The organism is Erwinia piriflorinigrans CFBP 5888 (assembly GCF_001050515.1).
Classification (GTDB): domain Bacteria; phylum Pseudomonadota; class Gammaproteobacteria; order Enterobacterales; family Enterobacteriaceae; genus Erwinia; species Erwinia piriflorinigrans.
The window spans coordinates 406,695-424,247 of sequence record NZ_CAHS01000015.1; the positions used below are offsets into that span (position 1 = coordinate 406,695).

The window sequence follows — 17,553 nt, forward strand, 5'->3', positions numbered from 1 at the left end:
GGCGAATCACATATCCGCCCCTGAAAACGCCCCACTCCCGCTCACTTCTCACGTTTGTCGCTCTGGGTTTTCAGACTGGCCCGTTCCTCTGAATGTCTTGATTTTATAGTTAAAAAAAAGCCCGCCGAAGCGGGCTGTGTCAGCCGGTTATCCTATTCGAATTCATTCCATGAACGGCCATCGCGGGTGATCATCGCGACTGAAGCTACCGGCCCCCAGGTTCCTGCCTGATAAGGCTTAGGCGCTTCTTTGTCGGCAGCCCAGGCATCCATGATAGAGTCAACCCACTTCCAGGCCTCTTCGACCTCATCGCGACGTACAAACAGCGCCTGGATGCCGCGCATGGTCTCCAGCAGCAGGCGCTCATAGGCATCAGCCAGATGAGATTGGTTAAAAGTCTCCGAGAAGCTCAGATCCAGCTTGGTAGTTTGTAGGTTGTGTTTATGATCCAGTCCGGGCACTTTGTTGAGGATCTGGATATCCACACCTTCATCTGGTTGCAAGCGAATGGTCAATTTGTTTTGCGGCAGCTCCTGCCAGCTATCTTTGAACAGATTAAGCGCTGGGTTTTTGAAATAGACCACCACTTCTGAACATTTAGACGGCAGACGTTTACCGGTGCGCAGATAGAACGGCACCCCTGCCCAACGCCAGTCGTCGATATCAACCCGAATAGAAACGAAAGTTTCCGTATTGCTCGATTTGTCTGCACCCTCTTCTTCCAGATAGCCAGGGACTTTTTTCCCCTGCACAAAACCGGAGGTGTACTGACCACGCACGGTTTTTTCACGCACGTTGGTGTGGTCGATACGGCGCAGAGAGCGCAGTACTTTGACTTTTTCATCGCGGATACGGTCTGCAGACAAATCTGCCGGTGGTGACATCGCAATCATGGTAAGCACCTGTAGCAGGTGGTTCTGAATCATGTCGCGCATCTGACCCGCTTTATCGAAGTAGCCCCAGCGACCTTCAATGCCAACTTCTTCCGCCACGGTAATCTGGACGTGGTCGATGGTGCGATTATCCCAGTTAGCAGCAAACAACGAGTTAGCAAAACGCAGCGCCAGAAGGTTCAGCACGGTCTCTTTACCGAGATAGTGATCGATACGGAAAACCTGACTCTCTTCGAAGTATTCACCCACCTGATTATTGATTTCTTGCGAGGTGACCAGAGAGGTTCCCAGCGGTTTTTCCATCACTACGCGCGCGGGTTTGGCATTCAGTTTAGCCTGACCCAGCCCCTGGCAGATGGCACCAAAGGTGCTTGGCGGCATAGCAAAATAGTTGATGGTGACACGTTTTTTCTGATCGAGCATTTTGCCCAGTCGAGGGAAATGACTGCTGTCAGTCACGTCCAGATTACAAAAATCGAGTCGGCTGCTGAGCTTATCCCACAGCGCCTCATCGATTTTTTCCTTCATAAAGGTTTCCAGCGCTTCACGCACGACCTTGGTATATGCAGCTTTGTCCCACTCCGCACGCCCAACGCCAATAATGCGCGAATCCTCATGAATCTGACCGGCTTTTTCTAACTGATACAGTGAGGGCAACAGTTTTCGGCGTGCAAGATCGCCTTTGGCACCGAAAATAACCAGATCGCATGCCTGGGCTGTTTGTGTAACCGCCATTTCATTCTCCTCGTTGCAGGATTAGCCCGTCCTGGAGATTCCATAGTTGGACAGACCCTAATTGTCATTTTGTATCTGTACAATGTACTGATTTGCTCAGCCCGCGTAAACCGGGTGACGCAGGTCTGGCACAATGTATTCAATCAGCGCTTAATTTATTGGCAACTCCAGCGGCCAGCGGCCAGATCGTAGCTGATTTGTCCGATTGCGGCTGACCGGGTAAACCCACTCAAACACGGCACAGCGTAAACTATAGTCAAACGCAGGCGTTTCCCTGCTATATCATGACTATCTGAATGGCAGCGCCACCTATATTCTCTACAAAACGACATTGATTTCTCCTTTGATTGAAATCGACAAAATGTATAAAGAAACAGGTCATTGAAAAGTAATAAAAAATCTGCGACTAACCCAATTTTTTCAATATATCTGAACGTCATAAGGATGGAATTAGTCTGAAATTTCGCTGCGACTTGCCCAGTTCGCGTATCCCTGCGGCCGGAATGCAGCTGATAAATCATCGCAGTTCAGCCCGCGCTTCTCTTGCGCGTTCCCATAATTTCATTAAAACAATTAGCTATCTAACCCGATGCCAGCCTATTGAGTTTACTCCATGAGGTGATACCTTATGTGTGCGTGTCCTTCTTTCTTTTGTCACTCCAGTGACCCCGACAGTTCAGGGCATAAGCACACCTTAATCTACCGAGATAGACTAACTATTCACTTCAGGTCATGCATAATGAATAACCAATCATCTCCATTTCTTCACCCTAAATACCCTTCTCGCCGCCTGAGGAGAACCAAGATTGTCACTACGCTGGGGCCCGCTACAGACCGTGACAATAATCTGGAGAAGATCATTGCTGCCGGTGCCAACGTCGTACGTCTGAATTTTTCCCACGGTACAGCGCAGGATCACCAGATTCGCGCAAATAAAGTGCGGGAAATTGCGGCGAAACTGGGGCGGCATGTCGCCATTCTCGGTGATCTGCAAGGGCCGAAAATCCGTGTATCCACCTTTAAAGAAGGCAAAGTTTTCCTTAACGTGGGCGAACATTTTCTGCTTGATGCCAGCCTGGGTAAGGGTGAAGGCGATAAAGAGAGAGTGGGCATTGATTATAAAGGCCTGCCTTCAGACGTGGTGCCGGGTGATATCCTGCTACTCGACGATGGTCGTGTGCAGCTGAAGGTACTTGAAGTTAAGGGCATGAAAGTCTTCACCGAAATCACCGTCGGTGGCCCACTGTCGAATAACAAAGGCATTAATAAGCTGGGTGGCGGTCTGTCAGCAGAAGCACTGACCGAAAAAGATAAAGCGGATATTCTCACCGCTGCGCAAATTGGCGTCGACTATCTGGCCGTCTCCTTCCCGCGCTGCGGTGAAGACCTGAATTATGCGCGCCGTTTAGCCCGCGAGGCAGGCTGTGAGGCCAAAATAGTCTCTAAAGTTGAGCGTGCTGAAGCGGTTGCCAGCCAGGAAGCGATGGATGACATTATTCTCGCGTCCGACGTGGTGATGGTAGCAAGGGGCGATTTGGGAGTGGAAATTGGCGATCCTGAACTGGTCGGTATCCAGAAAGCGCTTATCCGCCGAGCACGCCAGCTGAACCGTTCGGTGATCACCGCCACTCAAATGATGGAATCGATGATCACCAATCCTATGCCTACGCGTGCTGAGGTGATGGACGTTGCCAATGCCGTGCTGGATGGTACCGATGCGGTGATGCTTTCTGCTGAGACCGCAGCGGGTCAGTATCCGGCAGAGACCGTGTCGGCGATGGCTAAAGTCTGTCTCGGCGCAGAAAAGATCCCCAGCATTAACGTTTCCAAGCATCGTCTGGACGTTCAGTTCGACAACATCGAAGAAGCTATCGCCATGTCAGCCATGTACGCCGCTAACCATTTGCAGGGCGTTACTGCGATTATCACCATGACCGAATCTGGCCGAACCGCGCTGATGACTTCTCGTATCACCTCTGGCCTGCCGATTTTTGCCATGTCGCGACATGAGCGCACGCTAAACCTCATCACGCTGTACCGTGGCGTGACGCCGGTCTATTTCGACAGTAATAATGAGGGCGTTGCTGCAGCGCACGATGCGATTAACCTACTGCGGGATAAAGGCTTTTTGGTATCCGGCGATCTGGTTATCGTCACTCAGGGCGACGTAATGGGCACCACCGGCACAACCAATACCAGCCGCGTGCTGCGCGTTGACTAATCCTGCCTCAGGCTATTGGGTTGCGGCCCAATAGCTATTCATCCCCTGCCTCCTGCTGTTCCTCTGCTGTACGCCGTTGCCAATCAACCGATAGATGTGCTTTATCTTCCGGTGATAATTTTGCAGTATTTTCAGGTAAAAATACGGTATGTTAGCGCGGTCGCTAAGCCTTTGTGCTTTTATACTTTTATGCAACCCCTGGAAGGAGCCAGAATGGCGTCTTACATCCCTCTGTCGAAACTCACCGGCCGACATCTGATTTTCCCCTTATCATTAGTTCTGTTTGAATTTGCCACCTATATTGCTCATGACATGATCCAGCCCGGTATGCTGCTGGTCACCGAGGAGTTCCAGGTCAGTCCTGAGTGGGTTTCAGCCTCGCTGACCGCCTATCTGATCGGTGGCATTACGCTGCAATGGCTGCTCGGCCCGTTGTCCGATAAGCTTGGGCGGCGGCCGGTGCTGTTGTCCGGCGTGGCTTTCTTTATGCTTACCTGTCTGGCGACTCACTGGGTGCAGAGCATTGAACAGTTTATTCTGCTGCGATTCTTGCAGGGGACCAGCCTGTGCTTTATCGGTGCCGTGGGATACGCCGCCATCCAGGAGGCCTTCAACGAGGCGCTGAGCGTGCGTATCATGGCGCTGATGGCTAATGTGGCGCTAATCGCCCCGCTGGCAGGACCGCTGGCCGGTGCCGCATTTCTCGAGATAGGCGACTGGCGTACCATGTTCTGGCTTTTTGGCCTTGTGACTGCGGTTGCCCTGTTCGGGCTGTGGCGCACCATGCCGGAGACTTCAGGCGACCCGGAAATATCCGTGTCGTTGAAATCCCTCGGCAAAGGATACCTGGCGCTGGTCAAAGACCGCCAGGTAATAAGCGGTTCACTGGCAATTGGCCTGGTGACCATCCCCTGCCTTGCCTGGGTGGCGCTGTCACCGGTGATCCTTATTCACGACGCTGGCTTGAGTCGGATGGACTATGCGCTACTGCAACTTCCGGTGTTTGTCGCCATGATTGCCGGCAACCTGACGCTGGGCAAGCTGGCCTCACGGGTCGCCATCGATCGCCCACTGCGACTGGGTGCATGGCCAATTTTGCTGGGGTTGACGGTATCGGCTCTGGCCTCGGCTATCGACAACCATAGCTATTTGTGGCTGACGGCCGGACTGAGTATCTATGGCTTTGGCACCGGGCTGGTAAATGCCGGGCTCTATCGTCTGACGTTATTCTCCAGTAATGCAGGTAAAGGCAGCGTGGCCGCTATGCTTGGCATGGTCAGCATTCTGGTGTTTGCCTCAGGGATTGAGCTGGCAAAATATGCTTATTTCAGCGATGGGGCTCGAGGCTTTAGCCTGGTCAACCTGGCCTGCGGCATACTGTGGTTCGTGCTGGTCGGGGCATTTTTACGTGAATGGAGACGCCGTTCCACGCTGAAAAAAGTCGAAACAACGTAGTCAGCCAGGCACGTTATCCGCGTCAAAATAACCGGGGAGCTTTGCTCCCCCCTTTTTGATCCTACTTTTTTGGATAGAGTTCTTTACGTTCGTAGGGTTCCGTTTCGCCCGGTTTGCGGGTTTTAAGCAGTTTTAGTATCCAGGTATACTGCTCCGGGTGCGGACGAACAAACATTTCGACCTCTTCATTCAGACGGCGCGCCTGGGTTACATCATCGGTATCCGGCAGATCGTCCATCGGTGCATGCAGATAAATATCCAGTGAATGGGTTTTGCTGTCATAGACCGGAAACAGCGGCACCACTTTTGCCCGGCATACTTTCATCATCCGCCCCACGGCCGGAAGTGTAGCTTTATAGGTCGCAAAGAAATCGACAAATTCGCTGTGATCCGCACCGTGGTCCTGATCGGGCAGATAATAGCCCCAGTACCCCTGTCGAATAGAGCTGATAAACGGTTTGATGCCGTCGTTACGTGCATGCATACGGCCACCAAAACGGCGTCGTACCAGGTTCCAGACGTAATCAATCACCTCATTGCTCTGGTTATGGAACATGGCGGCCATAGGCTGACCTTCAGAAGCCAGCAGCATTGCAGGTAAATCGACCGCCCACCCATGTGGCACCAGCAGGATGACATTCTGCCCGCTGTCGCGTAACGCATCGACGATTTCACGACCATGCCAGCGAATACGCGATTTTGCCGCTTCGGGTCGCAGTGCCAACTCGGCCATCATCGCCATAGACTGCGGGGCAGTGGCAAACATCTCGTCGATAATCTGCTCCCGCTCTGCTTGCGATTTTTCAGGCAGGCAATATAACAAGTTGATCTGCGCACGACGGCGAGCGCTACGGGCCAGTTTTCCGGCTTTACGTCCTAACGCACCCAGCAACGGATCGCGCAGACGTGGCGGCATCAGCGTCAGGGCAGCAAACGCCCCCACCCCCAACCAACTCCCCCAGTAGCGTGGTAATAAAAAGGACTTCTGAAAGACCGGGATAAATTCGACGTTGCTTTTTTTTCTGTTTTCCATGCACTGGCCCCAAACAATAACCGGCTTATGATAGTGCTGACGTGCAATTTTGCAATGATAACGGGCAGTTTGCCCGCTAAAGCGCCAATAAAAAAGAGCCGAACGGTTTGGCCGGTCGGCTCTGTGATGTTGAGAAAAGACTATTTGATACGCAGCTGAGGTATCACTTCATGCACCTGAGCCAGATAGTCACGACGTTCTTTGCCGCTCAACCCTTCCATACGCGGCAGCCTGGCGGTCAGAGGATTCACCGCCTGATTATTGATCCAAACTTCAAAGTGAACGTGCGGCCCCGTCGATCGCCCGGTGTTACCCGAAAGGGCAATACGATCGCCGCGCTTCACCTTTTGCCCTGGCTTGACCAGCAACGTCTTCAGATGCATATAGCGCGTCATATATTGGCGACCATGACGGATAGCCACATAGTTTCCAGCCGCACCGCTGCGCTTGGACACAATGACTTCGCCATCACCGATTGCCAGCACTGGCGTGCCCACAGGCACCGCAAAATCAACGCCTTTATGTGGGGCAATACGACCGGTTACCGGATTAGTACGACGCGGGTTAAAGTTCGAGGAAACACGATACTGTTTAACGGTTGGGAAACGCATAAAACCACTCGACAGCCCCGAGCCACTGCGATCGTAGAACTTACCGTCCTCGGCACGGATAGCGTAATAATCCTTACCGCCATTGTTCAGTCGCACCCCCAACAGTTGGCTCTGCTGGCTTTTACCGTCCAGTATTTCACGCGAGGTCAGCACCGCAAACCTGTCGCCATCTTGTAGCTTGCGAAAGTCCATCTGCCATTGCAAAGATTTGATCACTGCGCTGACCTCACCGCTGCTCAAACCGGCCGATTTCGCGCTGTTAACAAAGCTACCGTTGACCACCCCGTTCAGCACATGGTTCTGCCATTCGCCGCTCTGCAACGCTGATGACGATTTGAATCCGTTTCCGGAGCGATCGTAGGTACGACTTTCACGCCGGGAAATTTCCCAGGTCAGACGCTGCAACTGTCCATCATCGTTCAGCGTCCATGACAGCTGCTGGCCGATCTGCAAATTACGCAGGTCTTTATCGCTCTTGGCCAGCTGGCTGATATCTGACATTTCAATGCCGTATTGATTCAGCACGCTGCTGAGCGTGTCTCCGCCAGAAACGACATAGTCATGCGTACCGCTTTCATTAGGGGTGTCGCTATCAATTTCATCTTTGGGGAGATCGTCTTCCGGAGACGGACTGTCTGCGTCGATAGGTTCGCTGGACTCCGGGAGCAAAGTACGAAGCTGGTCTTTCTCCAGCTCGATCCGCTTAACTATCGGATTTTCACTATCAGGATGATAGACATACGGCCGCCATACGGCAACGGCCAGAGTCACTACGGTGAGCGCCCCCAGCATGATGCGGTGGGGGCGAGATAAACTGTTAAACGCCAGACTGATAGCGCTGAGTTTTTGCTGCACTTACAACTCCCATTAATCTCCTTTCAGGCAGCTTGAATACTGGCTGGACAGCTGCGCCAGAAACTGTACGTAGCTGTCTTTGCCAGGAGAGATGTCTGTTCCGAGAGGATCCAGGGTGCCCGAACGCACTTTGGTTCCTCTGGCAACAGCTTCAATCACCGCTGGCCTGAACTGTGGTTCAGCAAAGACACATACCGCCTTCTGCTCAACCAATTGAGTACGAATTTGATGTAAACGCTGTGCGCCAGGTTGAATTTCAGGGTTAACGGTAAAATGACCCGTTGGGTTCAGACCGTAGTGCTTTTCAAAGTAAGTGTAAGCATCATGAAAAACGAAATACCCTTCATGTTTCACCGGAGCAAGCTGGCTGTTAATTTTAGCATCGGTAGACGCCAGTTCTGCTTCGAAATGCTGCAGGTTAGCGTCTAATTTGTCCTTGCTAGCGGGCATAAGTTCCAACAATTTTGCATGGATTGCAATCGCCGTTTTTCTGGAAATCTCCGGGGACATCCACAGGTGCATATTATACTCCCCGTGATGGTGGTGGTCGTGCCCTGTTGACTCCGCGTTATGCTCGTGATGATGCTCTTCTTCGTCATCATCGCCCCCCTTCACCAACAGTGATTTCACACCCGGCAACTGGCTCATTTCAACATTTTTTTCTGCCGATAATGTTGCCACCGACTTACTCATAAATGCTTCCATCTCTGGCCCAACCCAGACCACTAAATCCGCATCGCGCAGGCGCTTGATGTCTGATGGTCGTAGTGCATAATCGTGTTCTGATGCGCCATCTGGCAGTAGGATTTCTACCGGGGTGACGCCATCGGCAATGGCCGCAGCGATAAAGCCCACGGGCTTGACCGAGGCGACGACCGCTGCCTGTGCCGGAAGCGCCAGCGCAACGGCAACGGTAGCCCCGGCAAGCATTGAGATCGTGCGCATTTTTTTATGTAACATAATGATTCCTTCCATCGTGGTGAGCGGGCTTTTTGTGATATTATAACATTTGAAATTTTCTGCAAACTGTAATTAAGATGACCACTTTGATCGCCCTTGAAAAAATTTCAGTAAACTTTGGTCAGCGACAGGTGCTCTCCAACGTGTCACTTTCGCTGGAACCTGGCCGCATTCTGACGTTGCTCGGGCCAAACGGCGCAGGTAAATCAACGCTGGTGCGCGTGGTGCTGGGACTGACTGCACCAACTTCTGGTATCGTGCAGCGCCCTGTGCAGTTGCGTATTGGCTACGTTCCGCAAAAAATTCATCTCGACGCCACCTTACCGCTATCGGTTGGGCGCTTTATGCAGCTCCGCCCCGGCGTAAAACATAGTGATATTTTGCCTGCCTTAAAACGTGTGCAGGCAGCGCACCTGCTGGAATATCCTTTACAAAAACTCTCCGGCGGTGAAATGCAGCGCGTACTTCTGGCGCGAGCGCTGCTCAACCAGCCGCAGCTGCTGGTGCTTGACGAGCCCACCCAGGGGGTGGATGTCAATGGTCAGGTCGCGCTGTACGATCTGATCGACCAGCTTCGGCGTGAGCTGAACTGCGGCGTTTTGATGGTCTCACACGATCTCCATCTGGTGATGGCGAAAACCGATGAAGTACTTTGCCTGAATCACCATATATGCTGCTCCGGCACCCCGGAAGTGGTATCGCAGCATCCTGAATTTATCTCCATGTTCGGCTCTCGCGGAGCCGAACAGTTGGCGATTTACCGTCACAACCATAACCACCGTCACGATCTCCAGGGACGAATTATTTTGCGCAGGGGATTAACCCGTCATGATTGAACTGCTGTTACCCGGCTGGCTGGCCGGCGTGTTACTGGCGCTGGCGGCCGGGCCGCTTGGCTCATTTGTCGTCTGGCGTCGCATGTCCTACTTTGGCGATACCCTGGCGCATGCTTCTCTGCTCGGCGTCGCTTTTGGCCTGTTACTTAACGTCAGCCCTTTCTATGCGGTGATTGTGGTTACGTTGCTGTTATCACTGATCCTGGTCTGGCTGGAACGCCGCCCGCACCTGGCGCTTGATACCCTGCTGGGGATTATGGCGCACAGCGCGCTGTCGTTAGGGATGGTGGTAGTGAGCCTGATGTCCGACGTTCGCGTTGATTTGATGGCTTACCTGTTTGGCGATCTGCTGGCGGTAACGTCGGACGATCTGTGGGCTATTTTGGCGGGTGTTACGCTGGTACTGGTGCTGCTGGCATGGCAGTGGCGCGCCCTGCTCTCGCTGACAATCAGCCCGGAGCTGGCACAAGTGGACGGCATTAATATTCAGCGCACAAAAATGATTCTGATGCTGATTACTGCTCTGACAATTGGTGTTGCGATGAAGTTCGTTGGTGCACTGATTATTACCTCCCTGCTGATCATTCCGGCTGCCACCGCGCGCCGCTTTGCGCGTTCCCCAGAGCAAATGGCGGCGCTGGCGGTCATGGTCGGCGTGCTGGCTGTCACCGCCGGACTCGGCTTTTCAGCGTTTTATGATACTCCAGCTGGCCCCTCGGTGGTGCTGGGCGCATCGCTGATGTTTATGTTGAGTATGATAAAGAAACCGCTGATGTGAAGATGTCAGTACCTTGCGGCGTTATCGCAAGGTACTGGAGCAGATTAACCTTCCCGCGTGATACCAAAATGCTTATAAGCATGTTGAGTCGCCATGCGGCCACGCGGCGTGCGCTGGATAAATCCTTGTTGGATCAGATAGGGTTCCAGCACATCTTCAATGGTCTCGCGCTCTTCGCCAATCGCCGCCGCCAGGTTATCCAGCCCGACCGGCCCGCCCATAAACTTATCGATAATGGCCAGCAGCAGTTTGCGATCCATATAGTCAAAGCCTTCAGAATCAACGCTTAACATATCCAGCGCTTTAGACGCGACGTCACCACTCATCACCCCTGCCGCGCGCACTTCTGCATAGTCACGCACGCGGCGCAGCAGACGGTTGGCAATACGCGGGGTACCGCGCGCGCGTCGTGCAATCTCCAGCGCACCTTCATCACTGAGCGGCAGGCCGAGGCAGGCGGCGCTGCGCCCTACGATATGCTGTAAATCTTCGACGCGGTAGAATTCCAGGCGCTGCACGATGCCAAAGCGGTCGCGCAGCGGTGAAGTGAGTGAGCCGGCACGTGTCGTGGCACCAATCAGGGTAAAGGGCGGCAGATCGAGCTTGATTGAGCGTGCTGCCGGCCCCTCGCCGATCATAATATCCAGCTGATAATCTTCCATCGCCGGATACAGGACTTCTTCCACCACCGGCGACAGGCGATGAATTTCATCAATAAACAGCACGTCGTGCGGTTCAAGGTTGGTCAGCATCGCGGCGAGATCGCCAGCCTTCTCCAGCACCGGCCCGGAAGTGGTACGCAGGTTAACCCCCATCTCGTTGGCGACAATGTTAGCCAGCGTGGTCTTTCCCAAACCGGGTGGGCCAAAAATAAGCAGGTGATCGAGGGCATCGCCACGCATCTGTGCGGCTTTGATAAAAATTTCCATCTGTTCGCGCACCACCGGCTGGCCGACATACTCTGCCAGCATTTTGGGGCGAATAGCGCGGTCGATGACTTCCTCTTCGCTGATAACCCCGGCGGAGACCAGGCGATCGGCTTCAATCATGCTCTACCTCAAATTGCCGCGCGCAGGGCTTCACGAATTAATGTTTCGCAGTCAGCATCAGGTTTGCCGATCTTAGCAATCATCCTGCTGGCCTCCTGAGGTTTGTAGCCCAGTGCGGTCAACGCGGCTACGGCTTCACTCTCGGCATCATTGGCCGTCTCTTTTGGCATTTCACTGGTGAGTGCAAACGGCGCATCGCTGGCAAACAGATCGCCGTGCATACCTTTGAAGCGGTCTTTCATTTCGACCACAAGCCGCTCGGCGGTTTTTTTACCAACACCCGGCAGTTTCACCAGTGCGGCGATCTCTTCACGCTCAACGGCGGTGACAAACTGCTGCGCCGACATGCCGGAAAGAATAGCCAGCGCCAGTTTTGGACCAACGCCGTTAACCTTGATCAGTTCCCGGAACAACGCGCGTTCCGGCTTGCTGTTAAAGCCGAACAGCAGCTGAGCATCCTCACGCACCACAAAATGGGTGAAAATAATCGCTTCATGCTGAATATCGGGAAGCTCATAAAAACAGGTCATTGGCATCTGCACCTCATAACCGACACCGCTGGCTTCAATCAACACGACCGGCGGCTGTTTTTCCAGGATAATGCCTCTCAGACGACCTATCACAATAGCTTCCTTAATTAACAGTAATGAGGGAGTTTATAGCATAAAAAAGCTGGATAGATATACAGCTTTTAACGCAGGCGGCCGCGTGCGAGGTTGAGATTACCCTCTCCCATACGGGTGACGTTCTGGCTCAGGTGGCAATGGGTGATGGCAATGGCCAGCGCATCTGCCGCATCTGCCTGAGGGTTGGCCGGCAGTTTAAGCAAGGTTCGCACCATATGCTGCACCTGGCTTTTTTCGGCGCTGCCAATGCCAACCACCGTCTGTTTTACCTGGCGGGCAGCATACTCAAATACCGGCAGATCCTGATTGACCGCTGCGACGATCGCCGCTCCACGGGCCTGCCCGAGCTTGAGTGCCGAGTCGGCATTCTTCGCCATAAATACCTGCTCAATAGCAAAATATTCAGGCTGGAACTGGGTGATGATTTCAGTCACTCCGGCATAAATCAGTTTGAGGCGGGACGGCAGGTCGGTGACGCTGGTACGGATACAACCGCTACCCAGATAACTCAACTGCCGCCCCGTCTGGCGTATCACGCCGTAGCCGGTGATGCGCGAACCGGGGTCAATTCCCAGAATTATGGCCATTATGCGCTCCCGACAAGCGACGGGCGAAGCCTCAAAGGGTTTCCGCCACCTCGTCAGAAATTTCACCATTATGGTAAACTTCCTGCACGTCATCGCAATCTTCCAGCATATCGATCAGACGCAGCAGTTTCGGCGCGGTTTCCGCATCCATATCTGCTTTTGTCGATGGGATCATCGTCACTTCAGCGCCTTCTGCCTGAAGTCCGGCAGCATCCAGCACATCCTTCACTGCGCCCATATTTTCCCAGGCGGTAAACACGTCGATCGCGCCATCGTCATAGGTCACTACGTCGTCAGCACCCGCCTCCAGCGCTGCATCCATTACCGTATCTTCATCCAGGCCCGGTGCGTAAGAGATCACACCCTTTTTGGTGAACAGATAGGCGACAGATCCGTCAGTGCCGAGATTACCACCGGTTTTAGTGAAGGCATGACGCACTTCAGAAACGGTACGGTTACGGTTGTCACTCAGGCATTCAACCATAACGGCAGTGCCGCCCGGGCCGTAGCCTTCATAGATGATGGTTTCCATGTTGGAATCATCATCGCCGCCAACGCCGCGTGCGATAGCACGGTTCATGGTGTCACGCGTCATATTGTTTGCCAGCGCTTTGTCCATTGCGGCACGCAGACGAGGGTTCGAGCCGGCATCCCCACCGCCCAATTTGGCAGCGGTCACCAGTTCACGGATAACTTTGGTGAAGATTTTACCGCGTTTGGCATCCTGAGCCGCTTTGCGGTGCTTGGTGTTTGCCCATTTACTATGTCCCGCCATCTTAAATATTCTCTCCGTATTGCACAGGCTATCTTGCTGGCTAAGTTAAAAAATAATCCAATTTAACTGACAAATTCTTCAATTGCCTGGCGATTACTCCAGGACTTGGTCAGCGCAGCGGCGGTCAGAGGATCAAGCCACTGAAAAGCCAGGTGCTCGCTCAACGTGATGTCTCGCTCATTCGCCAGCGCCAGGGTGAACCAGTATTCCCGATTATGGGTGGTCCCCGGCGCATAGCGATGGCGAAAATGCATAAAGATTTCAAAGTCGATATGACGTTGGCAGTCGACGATCGTCAGCTGCTCGCCATCAACATCAATCCCCGTCTCTTCCTGCACTTCGCGTCGTGCGGTTTGTGCCGGGCTTTCGCCCGGCTCAAGGCTGCCGGTCACCGATTGCCAGAAATCAACATCATCACGCCGCTGCAACATCAGCACCCGCCCGGTGTCGCCAGCGTATATCACCACCAGAACCGACACCGGATGCTTAAAAGCCATTAATCATTCTCTAATGGCTGATCTTTACCCTTTTTCACCACTTCAATACCCAACTCGCTAAGAGACGCCGGATTAGCAAAGTTAGGTGCTTCCGTCATCAGACAGGCCGCAGCGGTAGTTTTTGGGAAGGCGATCACGTCACGGATATTATCCGTTCCGGTCAGCAGCATCACCAGCCTGTCGAGGCCGAAAGCGAGACCGGCGTGCGGTGGCGTACCGAATTTTAACGCGTCCAGCAGGAAACCAAACTTCTCTCGCTGCTCCTGCTCGGTAATGCCGAGAATGCCGAACACCGTTTGCTGCATCTGACCGTTGTGAATACGCACCGAGCCGCCGCCCACCTCATAACCATTAATGACCATATCGTAGGCATTAGCAATGGCCGTTTCGGGTGCTTCTTTCAGTTGTTCTGGCGACATTTCTTTCGGCGCGGTAAACGGGTGATGCATGGCGGTCAGACCATCTTCACCGTCATCTTCAAACATCGGGAAGTCCAGCACCCACAGCGGAGCCCAGGCCGATTCGTTGGTGATTTTCAGATCGCGACCCAGCTTGAGGCGCAGCGCGCCCAGCGCATCGGCCACCACTTTCGCACTGTCGGCACCAAAGAAGATCAGATCGCCATCGGCCGCAGCGGTACGCTGTAGAATGGATTCAACGATCTCTGCATTGAGGAATTTCGCCACCGGACTGGTGATCCCCTCAATGCCCTTAGCACGTTCGTTAACCTTGATGTAAGCCAGGCCTTTCGCACCGTAGGTCTCAATAAACTTGGCGTAATCGTCAATTTGCTTACGGCTTAAAGCCGAACCACCCGGAACCCGCAGCGCCGCCACACGTCCTTTCACATCATTTGCCGGGCCGGAGAACACCTTAAACTCAACATCCTTCAGCAGGTCGGCAACATCCACCAGCTCCATCGGATTGCGCAAATCCGGTTTATCAGAACCATAACGGCGCATCGCTTCAGCGAAAGTCATGCTCGGGAATGCACCGAGATCCACCGACTTGACGTCCAGCCACAGATCACGCACCAGGCGTTCCATCACTTCGCGCACCTGCGGTGCGGTCATAAATGACGTTTCCACGTCGATCTGGGTAAATTCAGGCTGGCGATCGGCGCGCAGATCCTCATCACGGAAACATTTGACGATCTGGTAGTAACGATCGAAGCCCGACATCATCAGCAGCTGTTTAAACAGCTGTGGCGACTGCGGCAATGCATAGAACTTCCCTTTATGCACGCGGCTTGGCACCAGATAGTCACGAGCGCCTTCCGGCGTGGCTTTGGTCAGCATCGGCGTTTCAATGTCGAGGAAACCTTGATCGTCCATAAAACGCCGCACAAAACTGGTAATTTTGGCACGGGTTTTCAGGCGGTTCGCCATATCAGGACGACGCAGATCCAGATAGCGATATTTCAGTCGGGCTTCTTCACTGTTAATGTGGTTCGAATCCAGCGGCAGCGGTTCAGAGCGGTTGATGATGGTCAGTTCGGTGGCGAAAACTTCAATTTCACCGGTCGCCATGTCACCATTTTTATTTTTTTCGTCGCGTGCACGCACGGTGCCAACGATCTGAATGCAAAACTCGTTACGCAGTTCAGAAGCCAGCTGGAAAGCTTCCTGGCGGTCCGGGTCGAAGAACACCTGTACGATACCTTCACGGTCACGCATATCAATAAAGATCAGGCTGCCGAGGTCGCGGCGGCGGTTAACCCAACCGCACAATGTCACTTGCTGGCCTACATGAGACAGGTTGATCTGTCCACAATACTCGGTACGCATAACGTTATCCTTTTAACTTCAGCGCTGCTGGCGCAGCATTTTTAATCAATACCCGGCTTTGAGTAGCGCTGCTGCCGCGAAAAATGGCGTTCATTATAATGGAAAATGGCTTACAGGATAAGTGTTGTCCATGAGGGAAAACGCCAGAAAAACATCCGCTATCACCCCATTGGCGTTAACTGATTAACAAAACGGCAGCCGCATGTCATACCCGCTAACACAACTCGCTGCTTTAATAACATTAATTTCATCGTAACAAGGAACTTTTACTTTGTATTCTTACCTTTTTTCGCTATCTGTACGGAGAGAGCAATGTTGACACTGAACCCAAAAACCACCGCGCTGGTGCTGATCGATCTACAGGAAGGTATTCTGCCCTATGCACAGGGGCCTCACAGCGCAGGTGACGTGATAGCACGCTCCGCGAAGCTGGCAGAAAAATTTCGTTCCACGCAGTCAGCGGTTGTGCTGGTGCGCGTCGGCTGGTCCGCAGACTTTACCGATGCGCTACGGCAGCCGGTTGATGCCGCTCACGGCAGCGCTGCGCTGCCGGAAAACTGGTGGAATTTTCCTGCCGCTTTAGGCGTACAGCCTGATGATATTCACGTGACCAAACGCCAATGGGGGGCTTTTTACGGCACCGATTTGGAATTGCAGCTGCGGCGTCGCGGCATTGACACGCTGGTGCTGGGCGGCATTGCCACCAACATTGGCGTCGAGTCTACTGCTCGTAACGCCTGGGAACTGGGCTTTAATCTGATCATCGCCGAAGATATTTGCAGCACGGCCAGCCTTGAGCAGCATGAGGCCAGCATGAACTGGATCTTCCCGCGTATTGCCCGTGTTCGTCATAGCAACGAGGTGATGGCCGCATTGTGATCCGCTGTCGGCAAGCGCGGTGAAGCGGTATCTCTTATGCTTTCTTGCGCAACCGTCGCCGGAAACGTTACATTCGGCGGCAAGCAATCTCAACAGGATACGCGATGATGCCGTTTTACCTCGGCCTGCCGCAGTGGCAGCACCCGCAATGGAAAAAGCTGGGAATGACGACCCTGGAAGATTATGCGCGCTACTTTAACTGCGTTGAGGGCAACACCACGCTCTACGCTCTGCCAAAACCGGAGATAGTACAGCGCTGGCGTTCAATGACGCACGACGGGTTTCGTTTCTGCTTCAAATTTCCCGCCACCATAAGCCATCAGGCATCGCTGCGTCAGTGTGGCGATCTCTGTGCGGAATTCTTTAGCCTGCTGGATCCGCTGGCTGACCGCATCGGCCAGTACTGGCTGCAACTTCCTTCCGCCTTCTCACCCTCGGATCTGCCTGCACTCTGGGCGTTTTTGGACGCACTGCCGCAGCCGTTCCGCTATGGTGTTGAGGTACGACACCCTGAATTTTTTGCCAAAGGCGAGGCGGAGCGCGCGCTCAATCGCGGGCTGCACCAGCGTAACGTTAACCGGGTTATCCTTGATACGCGTGGCGTTCACAGCGCCATTCCATCCAGCGCGGCCATTATCGAAGCCCAGCATAAAAAACCAAAGCTGCCGGTACATGCGGTGATGACATCCGATGCGCCCATGATCCGTTTTATCGGCGGAGATAACGCACAGGCTAATTTGCGCTGGTTTCAATCCTGGCTGGATCGTTTACCGCAATGGAGCCGTACTGGCCAGCCGTGGTTATTTATCCACACCCCGGATGTCGGCTTCGCGCCGGATCTGGTGCGCCATCTGTGGCCAGAACTACAGCGTGCTCTGCCCCAGCTGGGAGAAGCGCCTGACTGGCCGCAGCAAGAGAGTTTGTTTTGATATTCTCCTGCCAGAATGTGGGGCGACAGCCTGACAATTGTTAGCTA

At 53.5% G+C, this 17,553-nt stretch carries 16 protein-coding genes; 6 read left to right on the forward strand and 10 right to left on the reverse strand.

Going from position 1 to position 17,553, the window contains the following annotated elements; translation table 11 throughout:
- Nucleotides 1-152 precede the first annotated feature (152 nt).
- Nucleotides 153-1,628, reverse strand: a complete 1,476-nt coding sequence (zwf, locus tag EPIR_RS10090) for a glucose-6-phosphate dehydrogenase (protein WP_023655287.1) — start codon at nucleotides 1,626-1,628, stop codon at nucleotides 153-155.
- 739 nt (nucleotides 1,629-2,367) lie between these two features.
- Between zwf and pyk the strand changes: the two genes are divergently transcribed.
- Both pyk and EPIR_RS10100 read left to right on the forward strand, forming a co-directional pair.
- The gene (gene pyk / locus EPIR_RS10095; protein ID WP_048697309.1) at nucleotides 2,368-3,849 is read left to right on the forward strand and encodes a pyruvate kinase; all 1,482 of its coding nucleotides are present in this window, start codon (nucleotides 2,368-2,370) and stop codon (nucleotides 3,847-3,849) included.
- A gap of 213 nt (nucleotides 3,850-4,062) precedes the next feature.
- Nucleotides 4,063-5,304 carry an MFS transporter gene (locus tag EPIR_RS10100; protein ID WP_023655290.1) on the forward strand — a complete coding sequence of 414 codons (1,242 nt, stop codon included), beginning with the start codon at nucleotides 4,063-4,065 and terminating at the stop codon, nucleotides 5,302-5,304.
- 61 nt (nucleotides 5,305-5,365) lie between these two features.
- Here EPIR_RS10100 and lpxM read toward each other — a convergent pair whose 3' ends face one another.
- From lpxM to znuA, 3 genes are all read right to left on the reverse strand, one after another.
- Nucleotides 5,366-6,337, reverse strand: coding sequence for a lauroyl-Kdo(2)-lipid IV(A) myristoyltransferase (lpxM, locus tag EPIR_RS10105; protein ID WP_023655291.1), 972 nt, complete (start codon nucleotides 6,335-6,337; stop codon nucleotides 5,366-5,368).
- Nucleotides 6,338-6,477: 140 nt separating this feature from the next.
- Nucleotides 6,478-7,803, reverse strand: a complete 1,326-nt coding sequence (gene mepM, locus EPIR_RS10110; RefSeq protein WP_023655292.1) for a murein DD-endopeptidase MepM — start codon at nucleotides 7,801-7,803, stop codon at nucleotides 6,478-6,480.
- Nucleotides 7,804-7,815: 12 nt separating this feature from the next.
- A complete protein-coding gene (znuA, locus tag EPIR_RS10115; RefSeq protein WP_023655293.1) occupies nucleotides 7,816-8,763 on the reverse strand; it encodes a zinc ABC transporter substrate-binding protein ZnuA in 948 nt (315 codons plus the stop codon).
- 77 nt (nucleotides 8,764-8,840) lie between these two features.
- On the opposite strand from znuA, the gene znuC reads away from it, so the two are divergent.
- Both znuC and znuB read left to right on the forward strand, forming a co-directional pair.
- Nucleotides 8,841-9,599 carry a zinc ABC transporter ATP-binding protein ZnuC gene (gene znuC, locus EPIR_RS10120; protein ID WP_023655294.1) on the forward strand — a complete coding sequence of 253 codons (759 nt, stop codon included), beginning with the start codon at nucleotides 8,841-8,843 and terminating at the stop codon, nucleotides 9,597-9,599.
- A complete protein-coding gene (znuB, locus tag EPIR_RS10125; RefSeq protein WP_023655295.1) occupies nucleotides 9,592-10,377 on the forward strand; it encodes a zinc ABC transporter permease subunit ZnuB in 786 nt (261 codons plus the stop codon). The genes znuC and znuB overlap by 8 nt, the downstream gene beginning before the upstream one ends.
- Before the next feature lie 44 nt (nucleotides 10,378-10,421).
- On the opposite strand, the gene ruvB is transcribed toward znuB, so the two are convergent.
- From ruvB to aspS, 6 genes are all read right to left on the reverse strand, one after another.
- Nucleotides 10,422-11,426, reverse strand: coding sequence for a Holliday junction branch migration DNA helicase RuvB (gene ruvB, locus EPIR_RS10130; RefSeq protein WP_023655296.1), 1,005 nt, complete (start codon nucleotides 11,424-11,426; stop codon nucleotides 10,422-10,424).
- Between the two features lie 8 nt (nucleotides 11,427-11,434).
- Nucleotides 11,435-12,049 carry a Holliday junction branch migration protein RuvA gene (gene ruvA, locus EPIR_RS10135; RefSeq protein WP_023655297.1) on the reverse strand — a complete coding sequence of 205 codons (615 nt, stop codon included), beginning with the start codon at nucleotides 12,047-12,049 and terminating at the stop codon, nucleotides 11,435-11,437.
- A gap of 68 nt (nucleotides 12,050-12,117) precedes the next feature.
- Nucleotides 12,118-12,639, reverse strand: a complete 522-nt coding sequence (gene ruvC / locus EPIR_RS10140; RefSeq protein ID WP_023655298.1) for a crossover junction endodeoxyribonuclease RuvC — start codon at nucleotides 12,637-12,639, stop codon at nucleotides 12,118-12,120.
- A 31-nt stretch (nucleotides 12,640-12,670) separates the two neighbouring features.
- On the reverse strand, nucleotides 12,671-13,414 hold the full coding sequence (locus EPIR_RS10145) for a YebC/PmpR family DNA-binding transcriptional regulator (RefSeq protein WP_023655299.1): 744 nt from the start codon (nucleotides 13,412-13,414) through the stop codon (nucleotides 12,671-12,673).
- 62 nt (nucleotides 13,415-13,476) lie between these two features.
- Nucleotides 13,477-13,911 (reverse strand): dihydroneopterin triphosphate diphosphatase, encoded by a 435-nt coding sequence (nudB, locus tag EPIR_RS10150; RefSeq protein WP_023655300.1) that lies wholly within the window; start codon nucleotides 13,909-13,911, stop codon nucleotides 13,477-13,479.
- Nucleotides 13,911-15,698, reverse strand: coding sequence for an aspartate--tRNA ligase (gene aspS, locus EPIR_RS10155; protein ID WP_023655301.1), 1,788 nt, complete (start codon nucleotides 15,696-15,698; stop codon nucleotides 13,911-13,913). The genes nudB and aspS overlap by 1 nt, the downstream gene beginning before the upstream one ends.
- Nucleotides 15,699-16,010: 312 nt before the next feature.
- Between aspS and EPIR_RS10160 the strand changes: the two genes are divergently transcribed.
- Nucleotides 16,011-16,577, forward strand: a complete 567-nt coding sequence (locus EPIR_RS10160; RefSeq protein ID WP_023655302.1) for a hydrolase — start codon at nucleotides 16,011-16,013, stop codon at nucleotides 16,575-16,577.
- Between the two features lie 104 nt (nucleotides 16,578-16,681).
- Nucleotides 16,682-17,506 carry a DUF72 domain-containing protein gene (locus tag EPIR_RS10165; protein ID WP_023655303.1) on the forward strand — a complete coding sequence of 275 codons (825 nt, stop codon included), beginning with the start codon at nucleotides 16,682-16,684 and terminating at the stop codon, nucleotides 17,504-17,506.
- Nucleotides 17,507-17,553: the final 47 nt, after the last annotated feature.